Raw genomic sequence first — 22,502 nt, forward strand, 5'->3', positions numbered from 1 at the left:
GGTTGCGCCGCATGGGCTAACGGCGTTCGAATTCCCGCAGACCGCTTCCCAGCGTGTTGTCCTGAAGCCGCAGCCGGTCGCCGGTCCAGTCGGCGACGAAAGCGGTGTTGCGGCGCAGGCCAGGTACCAGCCGCGCGTCGTTGCCGGCGATCGTCAGACCGTCGGACGAGAACTGCCCGCCTTCGGCGCCCACCGCGATGAAGGCGGAATAGTTCTCCTTGTCGCGCCCCTGGACGAACCAGTTGCCCGCGATATTCCCGCCCCCGCCATTGGGCAGGTCGATCATGTAATTGGTTCCGCGGCCGCCGGCATCGTCGAAGCTGGAATCCTCGACCACGGTGCGCGCGGCGCGCGATTTGACGTAATGGCCGCCGGTGCCCTGCTCGAAGCGGCTGCGGGTCACAGCGGTTTCGGCGATCTCGCCGGTGTAGATCGAATGTGCGCAGCCGCCATCGCCCTCGCAGGTGCCCAGCCGGCTGAAGGTGGATTTGTCGATCCGCAGCCGAATGTCGTCGCCGGCGTGGGTGAGGATGCCCTGCTCGCTGTCGCGGAACCAGCTCTGCGTTACCGCCAGTTCGCCGCTCTGCAGCCGGATGCCCGCACCGTTGCGGTCGGGAACGGAGATATCGGCGAAGACCAGCCCGATCACGGTCGCCGCTTCGCCGTCGAGCACCAGCGCCGCCTTGCCCTCGCAGGCCTCGCCCGCCAGCGTGGCGGTGCCGAATTCGCGCGCGCGATAGGTGATATTGCCCGCGTCCTGAACCGCACACTGATTGTAGGTGCCCGGCGCGAAGAGGATCGTGCCGCTGCCGCCGCCGATCGCATCCACCGCATCCTGCAGCCGGTCGAAACCGCGTCCGTTCTCGGCCAGCGTGAAGGGCGCCGCGCGGGGCTGCGCCAGCAGGGCCGCAGCCGGGATGGCCACCACCGCGAGCGCCCCCAGCACACCCACCGCCCAGAGCGAGGGACGCGAGCAGGAAGAGGCGCTGCGATGGGTCATGGCCGAAGCTTATCCGTCAATGGTTAACACCCGAACAACGCTTCTTCCCGGGTTTAGTTCTCGCCCAATACGCGCAGGAACCGGTCTCCATAGGCCTCCAGCTTCTTGGCGCCGACCCCGGGAATGCGCGACAGTTCCGCCAGACTGGCGGGGCGCGCCTGCGCCATCGCGCGCAAGGTGGCATCGTGGAACACCACATAGGGCGGGACCTGCGCCTCGTCGGCGAGCTCCTTGCGCAAGGCCCGCAGCGCCTCGAACAGCGGATCGCCGACCGGGTTGGGGGTGCTGTCCCCACGTCGCCCTCGGGAGCGCTTGGGGGGGACTACGATCGCCACCGGCTGCTCGCCCTTGAGGATCGCCGTGGCATCGCCGCCCAGCGCCAGCCCGCCGTGTTCGGTCGATACCAGCGCGCCGCGCGCCTGAAGCGCCCGCGACAGCGGTTGCAGCAGCGGCGCCTCGTCCGACCCGACGATCCCGAACACCGAGAGCGAATCGTGACCGCGCTGGCGCACCCGCTCGTCCGCCGCGCCGGTCAGCACCTTTTGCAAATGGCCGAAACCGAAGCTCTGCCCGGTGCGGTAGGCGGCGCTGAGTAGTTTGCGCGCCAGCTCGGTGACATCGGTGACGCCAGGGGGCGAGAGGCAATTGTCGCAATTGCCGCATTGCGCGGGCGGGTCCTCGCCGAAATGGCGCAGCAGCAGCGCGCGGCGGCATCCCGGGGTCTCGACCAGCGCCGCGAGCGAATCGAGCCGCGCGCGCTCGGCGCCGCGGCGGTCCTGCGGCACTTCCTCGAGCCGGGCGCGGGCGGTGGCGAAATCGCTCGCGCCCCACAGCATCGTCGCCAGCGCGGGATCGCCGTCGCGCCCGGCGCGGCCCGTTTCCTGGTAATAGCCCTCGATCGATTTAGGGATGCCGACATGCGCGACGAAGCGGACGTCGGGCTTGTCGATCCCCATCCCGAAGGCGACCGTGGCGACGATCACCATATCCTCGCTGGCGACGAAGGCGGCCTGGTTGGCGGCGCGGCGCTCGGGCTCGAGCCCGGCGTGATAGGGCCGCACCGGTCGCCCGGTCGCCGCCGCCAGCTTGTCCGCGAGTTCCTCGGTCTTGCGCCGCGTGGGGACGTAGACGATCCCCGGTCCCGAGTGCTCGGCCATGACCTGCGTCAATTGCCGCACGGGGTTGTCGCGGTGGCCGATCGTGTAGCGGATATTGGGCCGATCGAAGCCCGCCAGCACCAGCCCGTCTGCCGGAATGCCGAGCTGGGCGAGGACATCGTCGCGCGTCTGGCGGTCGGCGGTGGCGGTGAGCGCGAGCCGCGGCACCTGCGGGAAGGCATCCATCAGCGGGCGCAACTGGCGATAGTCGGGGCGGAAGTCGTGCCCCCATTCGCTGACGCAATGCGCCTCATCGATCGCGAACAGCGCCAGTGGCGCAGCGTGCAGCATGTCGCGGAACTGCGGTTGGCTGGCGCGCTCGGGCGCGACATAGAGCAGGTCGAGCGCTCCGGCGCGGAAGGCGTCGATGGTCTCGCGCCAGTCGGCATCGGCGCTGGTCAGCGTGGCGGCGCGGATCCCGTTGGCGCGCGCCGAGCGTAACTGGTCGTGCATCAGCGCGATCAGCGGGCTGATGACCAGACAGGTGCCCTCCAGCATCACCGCGGGCAGCTGATAGGTCAGCGATTTGCCCGCCCCCGTCGGCATCACCGCCAGCGTGCTCTGCCCCGCCAGCACCCGCTCGACCACATCGCCCTGCCGTCCGCGAAACTGGTCGAAGCCGAAGGTCTCGCGCAATTGGCCGCATACGGCGTCCAGGGAAGAAGCGGTGGTTTGCATCGGCAGGCCTGTGCCAGAGGCAGGGGCAGGAGGGGAAGGCCCAGCAGGAAAGGGGGTGGGGAAGATTTTCCCCTTGGCCCTGCCCCCCGGGACCGCTTAACATCGCTGTTCAGCTCACGCGGCATTCCGCCGCGTCCGATCGACTGGAGACCTGCCATGAAGACCCGCTTTGCCCTCGTGGGCGCCGCTACGCTCGCCACGCTGACGCTCGCCGCCTGCGGCGATACCGAGGATGCGTCGATGGAATCGCAGGCCGATACGGTCGAAATCCCGGCCAATGAAGCGCTCGAGGGCGTGTACGACGAGCCGGTCATGGATCCCCAGGCCGATTACGTCGAGAGCGAGCCAGTAACGACCACCGCGCCCGCGGTCGCCGCCGAAGAGCAGGAGATCGAGGAAGCCAGCGAGAACGCCGCTGCCAATGCCGCCGCTGCCGCCGATGCGATGATCGAAGAATAGGTCCGATGCGCGCGTCTTTCCTGCTCCCCGCGCTGGTCCTGGTGCCCGCGCTGACCGCCTGCGGCCCTTCGGACAATGATCCCGGGCCGGGCGGGGTCACGGTAGGCGAGGCGCGCGCGCTCGACGAAGCCGCCGCGATGATCGACGAGCGCCAGACCCCGGCGGAGGCGCTCGCCGAGCAGCCTTCCGCCGGATCCGGACCAGCATCCGCACCCGAACCCACACCCCAGGGGAAAGACGAATGACCATGAATCCCGGAATGGATCCGGAAACCTTCGAACAGTTCCACGACCAGCTCGAGCGCTACGTCCGCGAGCGTCTCATCCCCGCCGAGCGCGAGATGATCGAGAACGATCGTATTCCCGACGACATCCTGACCGAGATGAAGGACATGGGGCTGTTCGGGCTTTCGATCCCCGAGGATCATGGCGGTGCGGGGCTCAACACCACGCAATATGCGCGCACCGTCAAGGCGATGAGCTATGCCGCTCCCGCCTATCGCTCGATCTTCTCGATCAACATCGGAATGTTCAACTCGGCGCTCAAGAACGGCGGGACCAAGGCCCAGCAGGAAGAATGGTGGCCGCGGATCGCCGGTGGGCAGATCGCCTGTTTCGGGCTCACAGAGCCGGGCTCGGGAAGCGATAGCGCGGCGATGCAGACCACCGCCCGGCCCGACCCGGATGGCAATGGCTGGATCCTCAACGGCTCCAAGCGCTACATCACCAACGCTCCGCACGCCGATGTCGCGCTGATCATGGCGCGCACCGAGAAGGAGGCGCTGCCCAAGAACGCGCATGTCAGCGCCTTCATCGTGCCGATGGACACGCCCGGAATGTCGGTCGGCAGCCCCGACAAGAAGATGGGCCAGGCGGGCAGCCACATCGCCGACGTGATGTTGGACGACGTTCATGTCCCCGGCGACGCGCTGCTCGGCGGCGAAACCGGACAGGGCTTCCGTTTCGCCATGATGAGCCTCGACAACGGCCGCATTTCGGTCGGCGCGGCCTCGACCGGCTATGCCCGCCGCGCGCTGGACTCGGCGCTCAAATACGCCACCGAGCGCAAGGCCTTCGGCGAACCGATCGCCAATTTCCAGCTCATCCAGCAGATGCTCGCCGAGAGCGAAACCGAGATCTACGCCGCCGAATGCATGATGGCCGATGTCACCGCGCGCGCCGACCGCGGCGAGAACGTCATCCGCAAGGCAGCCGCCTTCAAGGTCTTCGCCAGCGAGATGTGCGGCCGCGTGGTCGACCGGGTGGTGCAGATCTACGGCGGCGCGGGCTATCTTGCCGAATACGACGCCGAACGCTTCTTCCGCGATGCCCGGATCTATCGCATCTACGAAGGCACCACGCAGATCCTCCAGCTGCAGATCGCCAAGCGCATGCTGCGCGATTTCGCCGCCGGGATCGAGCGCTAGGCGTGTACAAGCTCCTCGAGGGACTTTCCATCGTCGAAGCCTCGAGCTTCGTCGCCTCGCCCACCGCCGGGCTCTATTGCGCGCAGATGGGGGCCGAGGTGATCCGCGTCGATCACAAGGCGGGCGGGCTCGATTACGACCGTTACATGCTGACGAAGGAAGGCCGTTCGCTCAGCTGGGAGAACCTCAACCGGGCGAAGAAATCGGTCGCGCTCGACCTGCGCAGCGAGGAAGGCCGCGAGCTGCTGGTGGCGCTGGCGGGCACCACCGGCAATGTCATCACCAACCTGCCCGAAAAGAGCTTCCTCAGCCATGCGGCGATCAGCGAAGGACGCCCCGCAGGCGCGCCCGAACTGGTCAGCGTGCGGATCATGGGCTGGCACGACGGCCGCCAGGCGATGGATTTCACCGTGAATGCGGCGAGCGGCTATCCGCTGATGTGCGGGCCCGATGACTGGGACCAGGCCAGCGCGCCGCCGGTCAACCAGGTGCTGCCCGCCTGGGATTTCATCACCGGAGCCTATTGCGCCTTCGCGCTGCTCGCCGCGCTGCGCCACCGCGACGCGACCGGGCAGGGCAGCGAATTGCGGGTGCCGCTGGGCGATGTCGCGATCGGCACACTGGCCAATTCGGGCGCGATGGCGGAGATGCTCTACCGCGGCGGCGACCGCGAACGCCTCGGCAATGCGATCTGGGGCGCCTTCGGACGCGATTTCCGCAGCCGCGACGGGGTGCGCTTCATGGTCGCGGCGCTGACCGCGAAGCAATGGGCGGGGCTGGTCCGCGCGTTCGATATCGAGGCCGCTAGCGCCGAACTCGAACAGCGGCTCGGGGTCCGCTTCGCCGATGGCGACCGCCCGCGGTTCGAGCACCGTCAGGCGCTGTTCGAGCTGTTCCAGTCGGTCGCCGACGGGCTCGACTACGCCGATCTGGAACGCAGGATGGCCGCCGAGGGGACCACTTTCGAACGCTATCGCACCGCCCATGAAGCGGCCAACGACCCGGTGCTGGTGGCGGACAATCCGCTGTTCGCGCAGACCGCCGACAACCCCAGCGGCTTCGCCTATCCCGCGCCGCGCAGCTTCGCCAACCTCCCCGGTCAGAGCGCGGGCGAACCCGCTCCGGCGCCCTATCTGGGCGAACACACCGAACAGGTGCTGGCAGAGCGGCTGGGCCTTTCTTCGGGCGCAATCGGCGATCTGGTCGATCGCGACATCGCCCGCCTGTCCGACAAATAGAAGGTAATCCCATGAGAAAAGTCGCCATCTGCAAGCCGCTGCGCACCCCGGTGGGCAAGTTCCTGGGCACGCTGGCGCCGCTCGAAGCGGGCGCGCTGGGCGCGATCATCATCAAGGCGCTGGTCGAGCGCAGCGGTGTCGATCCCGCGCGCGTCGACGATGTGGTGTTCAGCCAGGGCTATGGCAGCGGCGAGGCGCCCGCGATCGGGCGCTGGAGCTGGCTCGCGGCGGGGATGCCGATCGAGGTGCCCGGCTTCCAGCTCGACCGCCGCTGCGGCTCGGGGCTGCAGGCGGTCGCGACCGCGGCGATGATGGTCCAGACCGGCGTGGCCGATTGCGTGCTCGCGGGCGGGGTCGAGAGCATGTCGAATGTCGAACACTACACCACAAGGGCGCGACATGGTGCTCGAATGGGCGATATGGAGCTGTGGGACCGGCTGACCCGCGGGCGGCTGATGAGCCAGCCGATAGAGCGCTTCGGGGTGATCACGGGAATGATCGAAACCGCCGAAAATCTCGCGAAAGACTACGATATCTCGCGCGAGTCGGCGGATGAATTCGCGGTCCGCTCGCATCGCAACGCCGCCGCCGCCTGGGAAGCGGGCCGCTTCGACGAACAGCTGGTGCCGGTCGAGATCCCGCAGCGCCGCGGCGATCCGCTGGTGTTCGACAAGGATGAAGGCTTTCGCGCCGATGCGGATATGGCGACGCTTGGCGCGCTGCGTGCCATCGACGGCAAGCGCGATCCCGCGGCCATCGTCACTGCGGGGAACGCCAGCCAGCAGAACGACGCCGCCGCCGCCTGCCTCGTCGTCGCCGAGGACAAGGTGGAGGAATTGGGGCTCGAACCGATCCTGTGGTTCCACAGCTGGAGCGCGGCGGGCTGCGACCCGAGCCGGATGGGGATCGGCCCGGTCCCCGCGGTCGAGCGGCTGTTCGCACGCACCGGGATGGGCTGGGACGACATCGGGCTGGTGGAATTGAACGAAGCTTTCGCGCCGCAGGTGCTCGCGGTGCTCAAGGGCTGGGGCTGGAGCGCGGACGATTCGCGCCGCGACATCCTCAACGTCAACGGCTCGGGCATCTCGCTCGGCCACCCGATCGGCGCGACCGGGCTGCGCATCCTCGCCGACATGGCGCATGAAATGCAGCGCCGCGAAGTGCGCTACGGGCTGGAAACAATGTGCATCGGCGGCGGCCAGGGCATGGCGGCGGTGTTCGAACGCGCCACTTGATTTGGCGGCGTGATTTGTAAGCGGGCCCCGCAGTCGCTAGATAGGTCGTATGGCCACTACCGCGACCCAAGAACAGGATTTCAGCCGCCTCCCGGAGATGCCGGCGGAGGTCTTCACCGCGCCGCTGCAGCGCCCTGGGCATCTGGGCGAAGACTGGCTCGAGCCCAAGCAGACCGAATACGATTCCGATGACGACGCGATCTGGGACGATCTCTTCGCCCGCCAGATGGAGGTCCTCCCCGGCCGCGCCGCGAGCGCCTTCCTCGCCGGGCTCGACAAGCTCGACCTGGGGAGGGGCGGGGTGCCCGATTTCGCCGCGATGAGCGAGGATCTGGGCAAGCTCACCGGCTGGAGCGTGGTGCCCGTGCCGATGCTGATCCCCGATCACGTCTTCTTCTGGCACCTCGCCAACCGCCGCTTTCCGGCCGGCAATTTCATCCGCACGCGCGAGACCTTCGACTATATCCAGGAGCCCGACGTCTTCCACGACGTCTTCGGCCATGTGCCGATGCTCACCGATCCCACCTTCGCCGACTACATGCAGGAATACGGCAAGGCCGGGTGGAAGGCGATGCGCTACAACCGGCTGAAGGCGCTCGGCGCGCTCTACTGGTACACGGTCGAGTTCGGACTGATCGAGGAAGCCGACGGCATCAAGGCCTATGGCGCCGGGATCCTCTCCGGACCGACCGAGGTGGTCTATGCGACGCAGGCCGAGAGCCCCAACCGCATCATCCTCAATGTCGACCGGGTGATGCGCACCGATTACGTGATCAGCGATCTGCAGCCGACCTATTTCGTGATCGAGAGCTTCGAGGATCTTTACCGCCAGACGGTGGAACGCGACTTCGACCGTCTCTATCGCAATCTTCCGCCTGCCTTCACCTACGCCAATTCGGCGGTGATCGACGTCGACAATGTGGTGAACCGGGGCACTCAGGAATATCTCCTGCGCGGCGGGCGCGGGAGCGGCGCCAAGCCGGTCTGACGCTCCGTCCGCAAACGTCCCGAGGCGTCACTCGACCACGCAAGAACCACGCAAAACGGCCCCGGATCGCTCCGGGGCCGTTCTGAATTTCACCAGAGACCGGCGAAGCTTACATGGCAGGATCTTCGATCTGCTCGGCAGCTTCTTCGCCGGCTTCTTCGAGAGCCTCGGCATTGGCTTCCATCTGCTCTTCGGCAGCTTCGGGCAGCAGCTCGGCTTCGTGCTCCATCGCGTCGGCTTCGGCCGCGGTGGCGTCGCGAACCGCGTCGGCACGATCTTCGGCGGCATCTTCGGTCGGGCTGTCGCAGGCCACGAGGCCAAGGCTGAGCGCAGCAACCGAAGCGACCATCGACGTCTTGAAAATGCTCTTCATAATGATTCCCCTTAATTTCGAGCGGTTCGTAAGTCCGATCCGGCTCATCCCCCTACCTGCGGCAGATGGCATCGCGTTGCAAGCCTGATCGCCATGTTTTTGCCATAATTGCGACGAGGCGTTCGGGGCTGGTCGGGTTGCGACCGCCCTTGCTCACGCCATCAGCCAGTAGATGAACGCGCTGCCGATCACGATCCGATACCAGGCAAACGGCGAAAAGCCGTGCCTGCTGACGAAGGCGACAAAGGCGCGGATGATCACCAGCGCCGTCAGAAAAGCGGCGGTGAAGCCCAGCGCGATCTCGCCCCAGCCGATTGCCGCTTCGCCCGCGCGCAAGACGGGATCGTCGAGGATCTTGACCGTCGCCGCGCCGAGCATGGTCGGCACTGCGAGGAAGAAGGAGAATTCGGCGGCGGTCTTGCGCCCCACACCCATCGCCAGCGCGCCCAGGATCGAGGACGCCGAACGGCTGGTCCCAGGTATCATCGCCAGACATTGGGCAAGACCGATCGTCAGCGCGGTCTTGGCCGAGAGCGCTGCCACGCCCTTGTCCTCGCGCTCGGGGATGACCCGCTCCAGCACCAGGATCAGGAAACCACCGACCACCAGCGCGACCGCGACCACCAGCGGCGCGCCCAGCATCACGTCGATCGCATCCTTGGCGAGCAGTCCGATGACGGCGGCGGGGAGGAATCCCAGCAGGATGTTGCGGGTGAAGCGCCAGGACTCCGCATCGCGGCGCAGCAGTCCGGTACCCATCTTCCAGAACAGCTTGCGATAGCTGACCACCACCGCGAGGATCGCGCCGAGCTGGATCACGATGTTGAACTGCTGCCACTGGTCGGGATCGTAGCCGAACCAGGCCTGGGCGAGGATCAGGTGCCCGGTCGAGCTGACCGGGAGGAATTCGGTCAACCCTTCGAGGATGCCGAGCAGGATGGCGGTGATTGTGTTGTCCATGGCTGTGGCGCCATGAAGAAAGGGGGTGCCAAGTCAAGCGACCGGCACCCCCTTTTTTGCCGTGCGGATCGCTTGGGGCGCGATCCGGCCGTCGCTCGCGGCCCTTACCAGATCGTGATGCGCTCTTCTGGCGGCAGGTAGAGCTCGTCTTCAGGCGTCACGCCGAAGGCCTCGTACCAGGCGTCCATATTGCGCACCACGCCGTTGACGCGGTACTCTTCCGGACTGTGGCTGTCGGTGCGCAGCCGCTGGCGCGCGGTCTCCTCGCGTTGCGCCGAACGCCAGACCTGCGACCAAGCCAGGAAGAAGCGCTGGTCGCCGGTCAGCCCGTCGATCACCGGCACATCCTTGCCTTGGGTCGCGATCTTATAGGCGCGATAGGCGAGGCTGAGGCCGCCCAGATCGCCGATGTTCTCGCCCAGCGTCAGCCGTCCGTTGACGCAGGTCTCGCCCTGATCGAGCGGGCAGAAGGCGTCGTACTGCTCGACCAACGCATTGCCGCGCTCGTCGAAAGCGGCCCGATCGGCATCGGTCCACCAATTGCGCAGCATGCCCGTGCTGTCGTATTTCGACCCCTGATCGTCGAAACCGTGGCCGATCTCGTGGCCGATCACCCCGCCGATGGCGCCATAATTGACCGCCGGATCGGCGCTAAGCGCGAAGAACGGAAGCTGCAGGATCGCTGCGGGGAAGACGATTTCGTTCTTGGTCGCATTGTAATAGGCGTTGACCGTCTGCGGCAGCATGAACCACTCGGTCCGGTCGATCGGACCGCCCAGCTTGGCGAGATTGTCCTGCCACTGCCATTTGGCTGCGGCCATCCGGTTCGCGAGCGGATCGCCGGGTACGATTTCGAGCCCTTCATAGGTCTCGAGATTGTCGCGATAGCCGATCTTGGGATCGAAGCTGTCGAGCTTGGCCAAAGCCTGCACCTTGGTATCTTCGCCCATCCACTCGATCTCGTCGATCGACTGCGCGACCGCGACCCGCAGGTTGGCGACCAGTTCGTCCATCGCCGCCTTGTTCTCGGGCGGGAAATAGCGCGCGACATAGCTCTTGCCGAGCAGTTCGCCCATCAGCCCCTCGGTCTCGCCGATGGCGCGTTTCCAGCGGGCGCGCTGCTCGGGGGTGCCCTGCAGGGTCTGGCCGTAGAAGGCGAAGTCCGCCTCGTCGAAGCGGCTCGGCAGGATCGCGGCGTTGTTCTCGAGGAACTCCTTGACCGTCCACGCCTGCAGCACTTCCACCGGCGTATCGACCAGCAGCCGCATCATCGCCGGCGTGCCGCCGCCGATCTTGGCGAGGACGTCCTCGGTCAGGCCGAGCTCTTCGGCCTCTTCGGGAGTCGGAGGAAGATCGCCGACGACGAAGCGGTCGGTCGCGTCGAAGCCGCTGGTCTCGAGCATTGCAGCCACGGGAAAGCCGCCAGCCATTGCGGCCAGTTCGGCAGGCGTGACGGCGTTGTAGGTCAGGTCCCGATTGCGACGCACCGCCCGGTCCCACGCCACGGTCCGCGCGATGCGGTCTTCCAGATCATAGACAGCCTGCGCCATCGAGGTGGGATCCGCATACCCGGCTTCGCCCAGCAGGAAGGCGACATACTCGCGGTATTTCTGCTGGATCTCGACGCCCTTCTCGGTTTCGTCGAGATAGTAGTCGCGATCGGGCAGGCCCAGCCCACCGGCGCCGAGATGGACCGAATAGCGATCGGGCTGTTTGGCATCGACGCTGACATAGCCGCCCAGCGGGGTGGCGTAGCCCGGCGAGCTCCACAGGGTCACCAGGCTGGCAAGCGTTTCCGCGCCTTTGATGGTGTCGAGATAGCTCTGCGCCTGCGCGAGCCCGGCGGCCTCGATCGCGGCGGTGTCCATGTAGGACCGATAGGCGTCGACGATGCGGCGCTCGTCCGCGGACAGCGTGGCGGGATCCTTGGCAACCAGTTCGTCGACCAGCGCCTTTACATCCGAGGTCGATTTCTCGCGCAGCAGGTTGAACGCGCCGAAGCGACCGAATTCGGGCGGCAGCGGGTTGGCATCGAGCCAGGTCTGGTTGGCATAGGCGAAGAAGTCGTCGCCCGGATCGATATCGCTTGAAAGATATTCCGGATCGAAGCCCCAGGTGCCGAAGCTCATGGTCGGGGTCGCCGGCTCGGTCGCTGCTGCGTCGTTCCCGGCATCGCTGCCGGCACCGTCCTGCGTCTGGGCTACGGCGGGGGCGGCGATGGCGAGCGCGAAGGCGCTGGCGCCGCCGGCGAGGAGGGTGCGGATCATCTGTGATAGTCTCCCGAGATTGGAACCGTCCACGGAGCGAGCGCCGCGGAGTTCGGGGCGATCATAGCCTATCTCGGGAGGGAGCGACAATTCGCTGGTCGGATGCCCTCGGTCGTCTGTCGATTGTCCTTTAAGATCAGGCGCTTTCAAGCCCGAACTGGAGTGTCGCGAGCCGGGCGTAGAGCCCGCCGCCGGCCGAGAGCTGGGCATGGGTCCCCTGTTCGACGATCCGGCCGGCATCCATCACCACGATCCGGTCGGCGGCGCGGATGGTGGCGAGGCGGTGAGCGATGACCAGCGTGGTGCGATCGCGCATCAGGTGATCGAGCGCATCCTGTACCAGTCGCTCGCTCTCGGCGTCGAGCGCGCTGGTGGCCTCGTCGAGCAACAGGATCGGCGCATTGCGCAGCACCGCGCGCGCGATCGCGAGCCGCTGCTGCTGCCCGCCCGAAAGCCTGGTGCCGTTCTCGCCGAGATAGGTGTCGAGGCCCTCGGGCAGATCCTCGAGGAATTGCGCCGCATTGGCGGCGCGCGCGGCTTCCCAGAGCTGCTCCTCACTGGCGTCCCAGGCGCCGTAGCGGATGTTGTCGCGGGCGCTGGCGCTGAACAGCACGCCGTCCTGCGGCACCATCGCGATCCGTTCGCGTACCGCATGCGGATCGGCGCTGGTGAGCGGCACGCCATCGATCCGGATGGTGCCCGCCTGTGGATCGTAGAACCGCTCTGCCAGCTGGAAGATCGTCGATTTGCCCGCTCCCGAGGGGCCGACGATGGCGACTGTCTCGCCCGGCTCCACCTCGAGCGTGAAATCGGCGAGCGCTGCGACCTCGGGCCGGGTCGGGTAGCGGAAGGAGACGTTGCGGAACGACAGGCTGCCGCGCGGCGGGACCGGGAGTGCCTGTGGGCGCGCGGGTGCGGCTACGGTGGGGCGCTCGTCCGCCAGCTCGGCGATCCGGCTGGCCGCCCCGGCCCCACGCAGCAGATCGCCATAGACCTCGGTGAGAGAGCCGAATGCGCCCGCGACCAAGCCTGCGGTCAGCACGAAGGCGGCGATGGTGCCCCCGGTGATCGTGCCCTCGGCGACCGCGGCCGCGCCGCGCCAGATCAGGATCGTGATCCCGCCGAAAACGAACATGATGATGATCGAGGTCATAGCCGCGCGGATCAGGATCCGCCGCCGCGCGACGGTGAAGGTCTGCTCGACCGCGCCGCCGAAACGCGCGCTCTCGCGGTCCTGCTGGTTGAACCCCTGGACGATCTTCATCGCCGAGAGCACTTCGGTGACCATCGCGCCGATATCCGCCACCCGGTCCTGGCTGGTGCGGCTGACGGTGCGCAGCCGGCGTCCGAAATAGGTGAGCGGCAGAATGATGGCGGGGATGATGAGGATCAGTCCCAGGGTAAGCTGCGGCACCAGATAGAACATGTAGATCGTCCCGCCGATCGCCATCAGCAGGTTGCGCAAGGCCACCGAAACCGTGGTACCCACGACCTGTTCGATCAGCGTGGTGTCGCTGGTCAGCCGGCTGGAGATTTCCTTGGGGGAATTCTCCTCGTAGAAATCGGGCGCCAGCCGCATCAGATTGCGATGCGTGTTCAGGCGGATATCGGCGACCACCCGTTCGCCCAGCCAGCTGACGAAATAGAACCGCGTCGCCGTGCCCGCCGCCAGCACCAGCACGATCAGCAGCAGGTAGCGAAACCAGCGACCGATCGCGTCGGGGTCGGCGCCAGCGGCGAAACCCTGATCGATGATCAGCTTGAAGCCTGCGGGTATCGCCAGCGTCGCGGCGGCGGTGACCAGCAGCGCCAGCGACGCCAGCGCCAGATAGCCGGGATAGGCCAGCGCGGTGCGCCAGACCATGAACAGCGGCTTGATCGAGCGCGCCCTGGGCGGCTCGCCTTCGCGCTCCGGGCGCGGAAAATCTTCGCGCGAAACCTCGTCGTTGATCTGTCCACCGTCCATGCGCTTCACCTAGGGTGCCGGGCGGGCGAAATCCATACGCTGCCCTTGTTTGTTCGACCGATTGCGACGCGTCGACCGGGTGCCTCGTTGACCGGGAGCGGGATCGGCTATCGGCGATTGTGCATTGCACAATAGATGGCGAAGCGCCACTCTAACCCTCTATCCGGACGCCCGAGCGAGGCGCTTGCAGGGAAAACCAATGCTTTATCACGCTTATGAATTGCAGCGCAGCTGGCTATCGAGCGCCAGCGCCTGGGCCGCTATCGGCGCCGAGATGATGACCAACCCTGCCAATCCGGCGAATTACTCTGGGCCTTTCGGCTATCTCGGGTTGGGGCCGATGGCGGCCTCCGCGCTCGAAGTGTTCTCCCACGCCTCCGCGCCGCGCGGCAAGCCCGCCTGGGGGATCGAAACCGTCGCGGTCGATGGCCGCGACGATCCCGTGGTCGAGGCGACGGTGCTCAACAAGCCGTTCGGCGATCTCAAGCGCTTCCGCCGCGAGAGCCTGCCCGAAGATGCGCCGCGGCTGCTGATCGTGGCGCCGATGAGCGGGCATTACGCCACCTTGCTGCGCGGCACGGTCGAGCGGATGATCGAAAGCTATGAGGTCTATGTCACCGACTGGGCGGACGCGAAGACGGTCCCCTTGAGCGACGGACATTTCGATCTCGACGACTATATCGACTATGTGATCGAGTTTCTCCAGCATATCGGCGAAAACGCGCATGTGATGGCGGTCTGCCAGCCCTCGGTCCCGGTGTTCGCCGCGACCGCGATCATGAATCGCGACGAGCATCCGTGCACCCCCGCCACTCTGACCATGATGGGCGGACCGATCGACACCCGCTGTTCGCCGACCTCGGTCAACGACATGGCGATGGATCGCCCGATCGAATGGTTCCGCCAGACGGTGATCGCCACCGTGCCGATGCAGCATCGCGGCGCCGGGCGACGGGTCTATCCCGGCTTCCTCCAGCTCGCGAGCTTCATGAGCATGAATCTCGGCAGCCACCTGATGAGCCATTACGAGATGTTCAAGCACCTCAACGCCGGCGACGATGCCAGCGCGCAGGCGACCAAGGATTTCTACGAGGAATACCGCTCGGTCTGCGACATGACCGCGGAATTCTACCTCCAGACGGTGGAGGAGGTGTTCCAGACCCACGCCATCCCCAACAACACCTTCACCCATCGCGACCGGCTGGTCGACCTGGGCAAGATCACGAAGACGGCGCTCTTAGCGATCGAGGGCGAGCGAGACGATATCTCGGGGCTGGGCCAGACCCGCGCCGCGCTCGAACTGACTCCCAATCTCGATGCCTCGAAGAAGCGCTATTTCATGGCCGAGGGCGCGGGCCATTACGGCATCTTCAACGGCAGCCGCTGGAGGGACACAATCGCTCCCGTGGTCGAGGAATTCATCGCCGCGCACGGGTGATGAGCCTGGAGGAGCCTAGGGTCAGCTTGCGACCGAATTGAGGGCAAAACACCAGAGAGCTTGCTATGGGGTCAAGCTTCTGCAGAGCGTTCAATTTCCTTCACAATTTCGGATGAGATTTCCATTATGCGTTGTCTGCCCGCTGCCTTGTTTTCGGGCCCAAAGACACCGCGGGCCATCAAGCGGGCCAAATACCAATCTGCGCCGGGGTGCCCTGCATCGGATGCAGCTTGTAGCATTGGCCGGACCATCCGATTGGTCTTGGCATCCTCACATTGCTCAAGACGATACCAAGATTGCCAGAAAAGTGCCGGAGCCCATGCGCTATCAACCCCGCGTTGGAGTATCTCTACGCAGCTCTCGTAATCTCCTCGACCAGCCATTTGATGTGCGCATCTAATCATCGCAATTTCGGAGCCCCGCGCGGAAGCTTCGGCGTACCACCGCTCAGCCTCCGCTAAGTCCAGCGCAATCCCGCGACCTATCTCGTAGCAATGTGCAGCTTGGTTCATGGAGTAAATCGAACCATCACGCGCAAGGCTCAGCCAGATCTGGAATTGTCCATCCTCATGGACGTCCGTGGCCTCTAATACGTCATACACCTGGCTAGAGTGAGGATCGCTTGCCAAAATTTCGGCTGAGTTAGAGTGCGCGCGCTCCCATGCGTAGGTTTGTTGCCAATTGAACTTGATAGGCATCCTACCGCGCAGCACGACCTTCGCGATTAGTCGACCAAGGGTCACGTCAAAGATTCTCCCGCCTCGTGTCGATCTCATCGTCGAAGCTTACAATCGTATCCTCATTTTGTCGTCACACGAAAAAGGCGGCACGGGTCTCCCCGGCCGCCCCTTTCACACTCGCCCTGACCAAGATCAGAAAATCTCGAACAGGCCCGCTGCGCCCATGCCGCCGCCGACGCACATGGTGACGACACCGTATTTCGCGCCGCGGCGCTTGCCCTCGATCAGCGTGTGGCCGACGCAGCGCGCGCCGGTCATGCCGTAGGGATGGCCGATCGAGATTGAGCCGCCGCTGACGTTGAGCTTGTCGTTGTCGATCCCGAGCTTGTCGCGGCAGTAGATCACCTGCACCGCGAAGGCTTCGTTCAATTCCCAGATGCCGATATCGTCGACCTTGAGGTCGAAGCGCTTGAGCAGCTTGGGGATGGCGAAGATCGGACCGATCCCCATCTCGTCGGGCTCGGTGCCCGCGACCGCCATGCCGATATAGCGCCCGAGCGGCTGGAGGCCCCTCTGCTCGGCAAGCTTGGCTTCCATGATGACGCTGGCCGAGGAGCCGTCCGACAGCTGCGAGGCGTTGCCCGCGGTGATGCTGGTGCCCGGCCCCATGACCGGCTGGAGCGAGGACAGGCCTTCGAGCGTGGTCTGCGGACGGTTGCCCTCGTCCTTGGCGATGGTGATGTCCTGGTCGGAAACCTCGCCGGTCTCCTTGTCCTTGACCTTGTGGGTCGTGGAAACGGAGACGATCTCGGCGTCGAAGCGGCCGGCGTCCTGCGCGGCGGCGGTGCGCTGCTGCGACTGGAGCGCATATTCGTCCTGCGCCTCGCGGCTGATGCCGTAACGCTGGGCGACGGTCTCGGCGGTCTGCAGCATGGGCATGTAGATCGCGCCGTGCATGGCGATCAGTTCGGGATCGGGCATGACCCGCATTTCCTTGGTCTGCACCAGGCTGATCGATTCCTGCCCGCCGGCGGCGACCACATCCATGCGGTCGTGCGTGACCTGCTTCGACGCGGTGGCGATGGCCATCAGCCCCGAGGAGCACTGGCGGTCGATGGTCATGCCGCTGGTGCCGATCGGGCAGCCGGCGCGCAGCGCGACCTGGCGCGCGAGATTGCCCGCCTGGGTGCCCTGCTGGAGCGCGGCGCCCCAGACCACGTCGTCGATCTGGTCGGGCTCGACGCCCGATCGCTCGATGGCGGCTTTGAGCGAGTAGGAGCCCAGCGTCGGCCCGGTGGTGTCGTTGAAGCCGCCCTTGTAGGCGCGGCCGATGGCGGTGCGGGCGGTGGATACGATGACTGCGTCGCGCATTTTTGAAACCTTTCGTCATCCCAGCCTACGCTGGGATCTTTCTCAATGAAGTCCGACCAAGCGGACGGAGATCCCAGCTTGCGCTGGGATGACATTAAACCTCAGACGAAGAACTGCATGATCCACTCGGTGATCAGCGCGGGCTTGTCCTCGCCTTCGATCTCGATGGTGATCTCGCTGGTCTGCTGCCACTGTCCGGGGCGCTTTTCGGTGAGATCGACCAGCTTCCAGTGACCGCGGATGCGCTTGCCCGACTTGACCGGGCTGATGAAGCGCGTCTTGTTGCCACCGTAATTGACGCCCATTTTCACGCCGTCGACCTTGGGCAGGTCGGAATTGGCGGACAGATAGGGGATCATCGACAGGGTCAGGAAGCCGTGCGCGATGGTGCCGCCGAACGGCGTCATCTTGGCCTTTTCCTCGTCGATATGGATGAACTGGTGATCGCCGGTCGCCTCGGCGAACTGGTTGATGCGCTCCTGGCTCATCTCCACCCATTCGCTGGTGCCCAGATGTTCGCCGGCCTTGGTCGCCATGTCCTGCGGGGTCATTTGCCTCTCCTGTGAAATTGCATGCCTTGCGCGCGGACGATGGCCGCGCTCTGGCAAGCGTCATGGCGGATGGCAAAGCCGCGCGCAACCGCGCGAATGCTGCCCTTACGGCAAGGCGGGGTCGCGTTGCGGCGGGTCACGCCGACGGCGGCTGCGCTTGGCTGCACGCTCCCCGGCAGCGTCAGTGCCCGAACTCGATTCGCGCTGTGCGCAATAGGTCCACAGCGCGATCTGCAGGCCCAGGAACAGGAAGATCACCGGCTGATAGGCGATCCCCTGGAAGGCCGCGCCGACCAGATAGACGATCTGCGCCGCCTGCAGCGCGCTGGCGAGATCGGCGACCCAGGCGGCGCGCGGTCCGTCGCGCTTGCGATAGCGGCGGCGCAGCTTCTCCATCTGGAGCAGCCCGGTGATCTGCAGCGCCATCCAGATCAGGAACCCGGGATAGCCCTGCTCGCCCAGCAGTTCGAAATAGGCCGAGTGGAAGGCGCGGCCCTTGTCGGTGACCTCGACCAGTTCGACCGAGACCGAGCTGCCCTCGTCGGTGCGGACCGGCATGCTGTAGGTGAAGCTGTTGGCGCGATAGGCATCGAAGCCGCCGCCCAGCGGATGCTCGGCGACATAGTCCAGCGTCCAGCTCCACACCGCCACCCGGGTCGAGGCCGAGGCATCGCCCTCGTGGCTGCCGATGGTGGCCATGCGCTCGTAATAGCTTTGCGGCAGGAACGGCAGCGCGCCTATCGCCAGCACCCCGGCGGCGAGCAGATAGAGGATACGGTTCTTGACGTCGCGCAGCATCAGCACGCCCAGCACCGCGATGCACACCAGTCCGGTGCGCGCCTCGGTCCCCACCGGGATCAGCAGGCAGGAAAAGATCACCCCGTAGCCGAACAGCTTCACCCGCCAGTCGGGAGGAAAGACGGTGCCGTGCTTCATCAACCACAGCACCAGCGGGATCGAGCCGATCGCGACGGTGGCGAGAGTAGAGCTTTCGTAGATCCCCGAATTGTCGTTGACGAAGAAATAGAGGCTTTCGTAGCCGCCCCCGCCGAGCACGGTCTTCATGCCGGTGGCGATGACGATCGCCCCCAGCGTCAGCACGACCGTTACCAGCAGCGCCTCCATCCGCGTCCGTGTGGTGAGCGTGAAGGGCAGGAAGATCGCGAACACCAGCGCCTTCCACACCCAGCTCCATTTGTGCGCGGCCTCGACGGGGAAGGCGGACTGGGTGGTGGTGAAACCGCAATAGACCAGCAGCAGGAGCATCAGCAGCTGGCGATAGTGGATCCGCGTCTCCTTCTTGGAATCGGTCAGCAGCCAGCCGGCGAAGGCGGCGCAGAAGGCGATCAGCGAGATCGGCAGCGCGGGCGTCAGCGTCCAGCCGATCTTCTGTGGTGCCAGAATGTCTATATAGATATAGGCGAGCACCCACAGGAAGGGGCGTGCGATGCCCAGCGCCAGAAACGCCAGCACGAAGGCGAAGAGCGCGAGATCAAGCATTGCGGCGCCGCTTTCGGGCCGCGCGTCGCGCGGCGGCGCCGTCTTCGGGCGGGTTTTCGGCACCCGTTTCGGCAGCCGGAAGAGCCGTCTCATCCTCCGCTGCCGGTTCGACATCGACATCCTCGCGCCGGATCAGCCGCAACAGCGCAAGCAGCAGCAGGCCGTGGGTCAGGGCAAGGGCGAAATAGTCGATCAAAAGCGGCGTCTCTTCGAATGTGCGGCGCGCGGGTGGTCCAGGTCTAGGCGATCGCGGTTGACGGGGCGTTAAGCCTGTTGTGCAACGGTATAGCCCGATGACCCGAGTCCTGCATATCCTCGACCATTCGCTGCCGCTGCACTCCGGCTACACCTTCCGCACGCGCGCGATCATGAAAAGCCAGATCGCAGCCGGGATGGAGGTGCGCGGGCTTACCGGCCCCCGTCAGGGCGGCGATGCGGGCGATGGCGGCGCGTTGCAGGAGGGACTCGACGAGGAAGAGAGCGAAGGGCTGACCTTCTTCCGCGCGCCGGCGGAACCCTCGGGCCCGCCGGGCTTGCGCGAATGGCGCGAAATCGAGAGGTTGCGCCACGCGGTCGAACGCGCGGCGCGGCGCTGGCGGCCCGATGTTCTTCACGCCCATTCGCCTGCGCTCACCGGCATGGCCGGTTTGCGCGCCGCGCGCCGGCTCGGCCTGCCCTTCGTCTACGAAATACGCGCCTTCTGGGAAGATGCCGCGGTCGGCAACGGCACCGGGCGCGCCGGATCGCTCAAATACCGGCTGACCCGCGCGCTGGAAAACCGGGTGGTCGCGGGCGCGGATGCCGTGTTCACCATTTGCGATGGCTTGCGCGAGGATCTGATCGGACGCGGCCACGAGGCGGGCAAGATCGGTCTGTCGCCCAATGGCGTCGATCTGGCGCTGTTCGGCGATCCGCCCCCGCGCGACGAGACGCTGGCGCGCGAGCTGGAGCTCTCCGACGGCCCTGTGGTGGGCTTCGTCGGCAGCTTTTACGACTACGAGGGGCTCGACGATCTCATCGATGCGCTGCCGCTGCTGCGGAAGCGCCATCCCCGGGCGCAACTGCTGCTGGTAGGGGGCGGCCCAATGGACGGCGCGCTGCGGGCGCGCACCCGCGCCAGCCCCGCCGCCGATGGCTTAACCTTCACCGGCAGGGTCCCGCATTCCGAGGTCGAGCGCTACTATTCGCTGATCGACGTGCTCGCCTATCCGCGAAAGCGCAGCCGGCTGACCGATCTGGTCACTCCGCTGAAGCCGCTCGAGGCGATGGCGCAGCGGCGGATCGTCGCCGCCTCCGATGTCGGGGGCCATCGCGAGCTCATCGAGGACGGGCGCACCGGGGTGCTCTTTCCCCCCGACGATCCGCAGGGCTGCGCCGATGCCTTGGCCGATCTGATCGACCGCCGCAGCGAGTGGGAGGCGCTACGCGAGCGCGGACGGGCGCATGTTGCCGCGCATCACGACTGGGCGCATAATATCGATCGTTATCAAGCCGTTTACCAGAGCCTGCTATGCCGCCAGGCGGACAGGAACAGCGCGCGCGCCGCCTGAGTGCGGTCCGGAGCAGAAAGAGAACGACGCCACCCCATGAGCGCCAGCCGCAACACCAAGCCGCTCACGGCGCATCCGGCCTTCCCGGCGATCGTGGCGCTGTGGTTCGCCGCTTTGTTGGGGCTGGGCACTTTCGTGGTGCCGCCCGCGAATTTCGAAGGCCTCGTGGTGGGAATCGGGCTGGCCGAATTGTTTCCCGCCGCCGCTCCGCCGCTGGGCGGCACCGCGCGGCTGGCGATCAGCGCCGTCGCCGCGCTTCTGGGCGCACTGCTGGGGCTGGCTATCGCCGCGCACCTCCGCCGGGTGCAGGCACGTTCACAGAGCCGTAGCGAGGAGACCGGACCGGCCGGCGATTCGCCCTGGCTCCCCGATGACGATGACGATGACGATGACCAGGATCTGGCGGCGCAAGATATCGTCGCAACCGGCCCCGGTGATTCGGTGCGCCGCGACGATCTGGCGAAACCCCCGCCGCCCGCCACCGGCCCGACCCGGCTTGCCGGCCGCCGCAGCACCGCCGAAGCCGACGATCGGCGGTTCGAGAGACCGACCGACCGAGCAGAAGGGCATGGCAGCGAGACCGGGCGCATCTTCCAGGTGAGCGAAGTCCGCCTGGGCGATTCTGCTGGCACGCAATCCGCCACCAACGCCGCTTCCCATGAACCCGAGGCCGCTTCCGGCGAGAATGAGGACGACGATCTGCAGCGTTTCGCCGCCGATCGGCTCGTCGCCGGCCTGCCTCGTGTCCAGCGCCGCAATTTCGACGACGACCCGCTCGAGGACTGGTCCAGCCCCGAAGCCGGCGGCGATGAGCCCGACGCCGAACCCGGCTTTGCGGTCGTGCCCCCTACGGCAGCAGGCGAGCCGCAGGATAGCGATTGCGAAGAGCCCGATTTCGAAGAGACCGAAGCGGTGGAATACGTCGAGTACGAGGAGGTGCCCGCCGAGACCATGCCGAGTCTCGATGAGAACGCTCCGTCTGCAGAGCCCGTCGAAGCTCAGGGATCGACCCCCGCTACCGATGAGGAATTCCCCGAGGCCGAGGTCGAAGCGGAAGTCGAACCCGAGCCCGAGCCCGAGCCCGAGCCCGAGCCCGAGGTCGAACCCGAACCCGAACCCGAGCCCGAGCCCGAGCCCGAGCCCGAGCCCGAGGTCGAACCCGAACCCGAGCCCGAGCCTGAGCCGCTCGAATTCTCTGCAGCGCCGCTCGCCGAACTGGTGGCGCGGTTCGATGCGGCACTCGCCGCGCAGCGTTCGCGGCTGGCAGGTTCGGCGCAAATGCAGCCGGACTCGGCGCGCTCCGACGATCCGGTGATCGCCTTCCTGCGCCGCGAAGTGGATCGCGATCGCGGTGCGCCCGGCGAGCCCCGTGAGGACGAGTCGGGCGAACGGGCCGACGATCCGCGTGCCGGGCTGCGCAACGCGCTGGACAAGCTCGACCGGGTCAGTCGTAAGCCCTGACCGGCCCACGCTCGACAGCGAGGTTCGGCAAGGCTGTTACGCAAAACTTGCCGCAGACGAAATTTTCCTTCGTCCCTCGCGGTTGCAAAACGGCTTTCGCATGGTCATTACGGGCACTCACGACAATCCGGCAGCGCTGCGACCGGCGCGCCAACAGTCAGGTCCCATCGGAAGCCCTCGCCTCCGTCGGGCCCGACGGTGTGA

The 22,502-nt window shown here is 66.3% G+C and carries 20 protein-coding genes; 9 read left to right on the forward strand and 11 right to left on the reverse strand.

Annotated elements, in window-relative coordinates; translation table 11 throughout:
* Positions 1–16 precede the first annotated feature (16 nt).
* Entirely contained in the window at positions 17–1,000 is a 984-nt protein-coding gene (locus Q9K01_RS00850) for a right-handed parallel beta-helix repeat-containing protein (RefSeq protein WP_305928322.1), read from the reverse strand.
* Positions 1,001–1,053: 53 nt separating this feature from the next.
* Positions 1,054–2,835, reverse strand: coding sequence for a DNA helicase RecQ (gene recQ, locus Q9K01_RS00855; protein ID WP_305928323.1), 1,782 nt, complete (start codon positions 2,833–2,835; stop codon positions 1,054–1,056).
* Between the two features lie 156 nt (positions 2,836–2,991).
* Here recQ and Q9K01_RS00860 point away from each other — a divergent pair, with 156 nt between their 5' ends.
* The 6 genes from Q9K01_RS00860 to phhA are packed head-to-tail and all read left to right on the forward strand — an operon-like array spanning position 2,992 to position 8,181.
* A complete protein-coding gene (locus Q9K01_RS00860) occupies positions 2,992–3,294 on the forward strand; it encodes a hypothetical protein (protein WP_305928324.1) in 303 nt (100 codons plus the stop codon).
* A gap of 5 nt (positions 3,295–3,299) precedes the next feature.
* The gene (locus Q9K01_RS00865; protein WP_305928325.1) at positions 3,300–3,539 is read left to right on the forward strand and encodes a hypothetical protein; all 240 of its coding nucleotides are present in this window, start codon (positions 3,300–3,302) and stop codon (positions 3,537–3,539) included.
* Positions 3,536–4,720, forward strand: coding sequence for an acyl-CoA dehydrogenase family protein (locus Q9K01_RS00870; protein ID WP_305928326.1), 1,185 nt, complete (start codon positions 3,536–3,538; stop codon positions 4,718–4,720). Before Q9K01_RS00865 ends, Q9K01_RS00870 begins: the two co-directional genes overlap by 4 nt.
* A 2-nt stretch (positions 4,721–4,722) precedes the next feature.
* The gene (locus tag Q9K01_RS00875; protein ID WP_305928327.1) at positions 4,723–5,958 is read left to right on the forward strand and encodes a CoA transferase; all 1,236 of its coding nucleotides are present in this window, start codon (positions 4,723–4,725) and stop codon (positions 5,956–5,958) included.
* Positions 5,959–5,969: 11 nt separating this feature from the next.
* On the forward strand, positions 5,970–7,193 hold the full coding sequence (locus tag Q9K01_RS00880) for an acetyl-CoA C-acetyltransferase (RefSeq protein ID WP_305928328.1): 1,224 nt from the start codon (positions 5,970–5,972) through the stop codon (positions 7,191–7,193).
* Between the two features lie 49 nt (positions 7,194–7,242).
* A complete protein-coding gene (phhA, locus tag Q9K01_RS00885) occupies positions 7,243–8,181 on the forward strand; it encodes a phenylalanine 4-monooxygenase (protein ID WP_422785267.1) in 939 nt (312 codons plus the stop codon).
* A gap of 109 nt (positions 8,182–8,290) precedes the next feature.
* Here the strand turns inward: phhA and Q9K01_RS00890 are convergent, their stop codons facing one another.
* The 4 genes from Q9K01_RS00890 to Q9K01_RS00905 all read right to left on the reverse strand — a co-directional run bounded on the left by Q9K01_RS00890 (position 8,291) and on the right by Q9K01_RS00905 (position 13,747).
* Positions 8,291–8,554 carry a hypothetical protein gene (locus Q9K01_RS00890; RefSeq protein ID WP_305928329.1) on the reverse strand — a complete coding sequence of 88 codons (264 nt, stop codon included), beginning with the start codon at positions 8,552–8,554 and terminating at the stop codon, positions 8,291–8,293.
* 153 nt (positions 8,555–8,707) lie between these two features.
* The gene (locus Q9K01_RS00895; RefSeq protein WP_305928330.1) at positions 8,708–9,514 is read right to left on the reverse strand and encodes an undecaprenyl-diphosphate phosphatase; all 807 of its coding nucleotides are present in this window, start codon (positions 9,512–9,514) and stop codon (positions 8,708–8,710) included.
* 104 nt (positions 9,515–9,618) lie between these two features.
* Complete coding sequence (locus tag Q9K01_RS00900; protein ID WP_305928331.1) at positions 9,619–11,781, reverse strand: M13 family metallopeptidase; 2,163 nt, start codon at positions 11,779–11,781, stop codon at positions 9,619–9,621.
* 136 nt (positions 11,782–11,917) lie between these two features.
* Complete coding sequence (locus Q9K01_RS00905) at positions 11,918–13,747, reverse strand: ABC transporter transmembrane domain-containing protein (protein ID WP_422785268.1); 1,830 nt, start codon at positions 13,745–13,747, stop codon at positions 11,918–11,920.
* 199 nt (positions 13,748–13,946) lie between these two features.
* Between Q9K01_RS00905 and Q9K01_RS00910 the strand changes: the two genes are divergently transcribed.
* Positions 13,947–15,185 (forward strand): polyhydroxyalkanoate depolymerase, encoded by a 1,239-nt coding sequence (locus Q9K01_RS00910; RefSeq protein WP_305928332.1) that lies wholly within the window; start codon positions 13,947–13,949, stop codon positions 15,183–15,185.
* Positions 15,186–15,256: 71 nt separating this feature from the next.
* On the opposite strand, the gene Q9K01_RS00915 is transcribed toward Q9K01_RS00910, so the two are convergent.
* From Q9K01_RS00915 to Q9K01_RS00935, 5 genes are all read right to left on the reverse strand, one after another.
* Complete coding sequence (locus Q9K01_RS00915; protein ID WP_305928333.1) at positions 15,257–15,883, reverse strand: SEL1-like repeat protein; 627 nt, start codon at positions 15,881–15,883, stop codon at positions 15,257–15,259.
* Between the two features lie 174 nt (positions 15,884–16,057).
* Positions 16,058–17,236: an acetyl-CoA C-acyltransferase gene (locus tag Q9K01_RS00920; protein ID WP_305928334.1), complete on the reverse strand. Its 1,179-nt coding sequence runs from the start codon at positions 17,234–17,236 to the stop codon at positions 16,058–16,060.
* Between the two features lie 101 nt (positions 17,237–17,337).
* Complete coding sequence (locus Q9K01_RS00925; RefSeq protein ID WP_305928335.1) at positions 17,338–17,787, reverse strand: MaoC family dehydratase; 450 nt, start codon at positions 17,785–17,787, stop codon at positions 17,338–17,340.
* Between the two features lie 105 nt (positions 17,788–17,892).
* Positions 17,893–19,287, reverse strand: a complete 1,395-nt coding sequence (locus Q9K01_RS00930; protein ID WP_305928336.1) for a putative O-glycosylation ligase, exosortase A system-associated — start codon at positions 19,285–19,287, stop codon at positions 17,893–17,895.
* Positions 19,280–19,483 (reverse strand): hypothetical protein, encoded by a 204-nt coding sequence (locus tag Q9K01_RS00935; RefSeq protein ID WP_305928337.1) that lies wholly within the window; start codon positions 19,481–19,483, stop codon positions 19,280–19,282. The genes Q9K01_RS00930 and Q9K01_RS00935 overlap by 8 nt, the downstream gene beginning before the upstream one ends.
* A 97-nt stretch (positions 19,484–19,580) precedes the next feature.
* On the opposite strand from Q9K01_RS00935, the gene Q9K01_RS00940 reads away from it, so the two are divergent.
* Both Q9K01_RS00940 and Q9K01_RS00945 read left to right on the forward strand, forming a co-directional pair.
* Complete coding sequence (locus tag Q9K01_RS00940; protein WP_305928338.1) at positions 19,581–20,837, forward strand: TIGR04063 family PEP-CTERM/XrtA system glycosyltransferase; 1,257 nt, start codon at positions 19,581–19,583, stop codon at positions 20,835–20,837.
* Between the two features lie 36 nt (positions 20,838–20,873).
* A complete protein-coding gene (locus Q9K01_RS00945) occupies positions 20,874–22,298 on the forward strand; it encodes a hypothetical protein (protein WP_305928339.1) in 1,425 nt (474 codons plus the stop codon).
* Positions 22,299–22,502 lie beyond the last annotated feature (204 nt).

This window comes from Qipengyuania benthica (genome assembly GCF_030717865.1).
In the GTDB taxonomy this organism is placed as follows: domain Bacteria; phylum Pseudomonadota; class Alphaproteobacteria; order Sphingomonadales; family Sphingomonadaceae; genus Qipengyuania; species Qipengyuania benthica.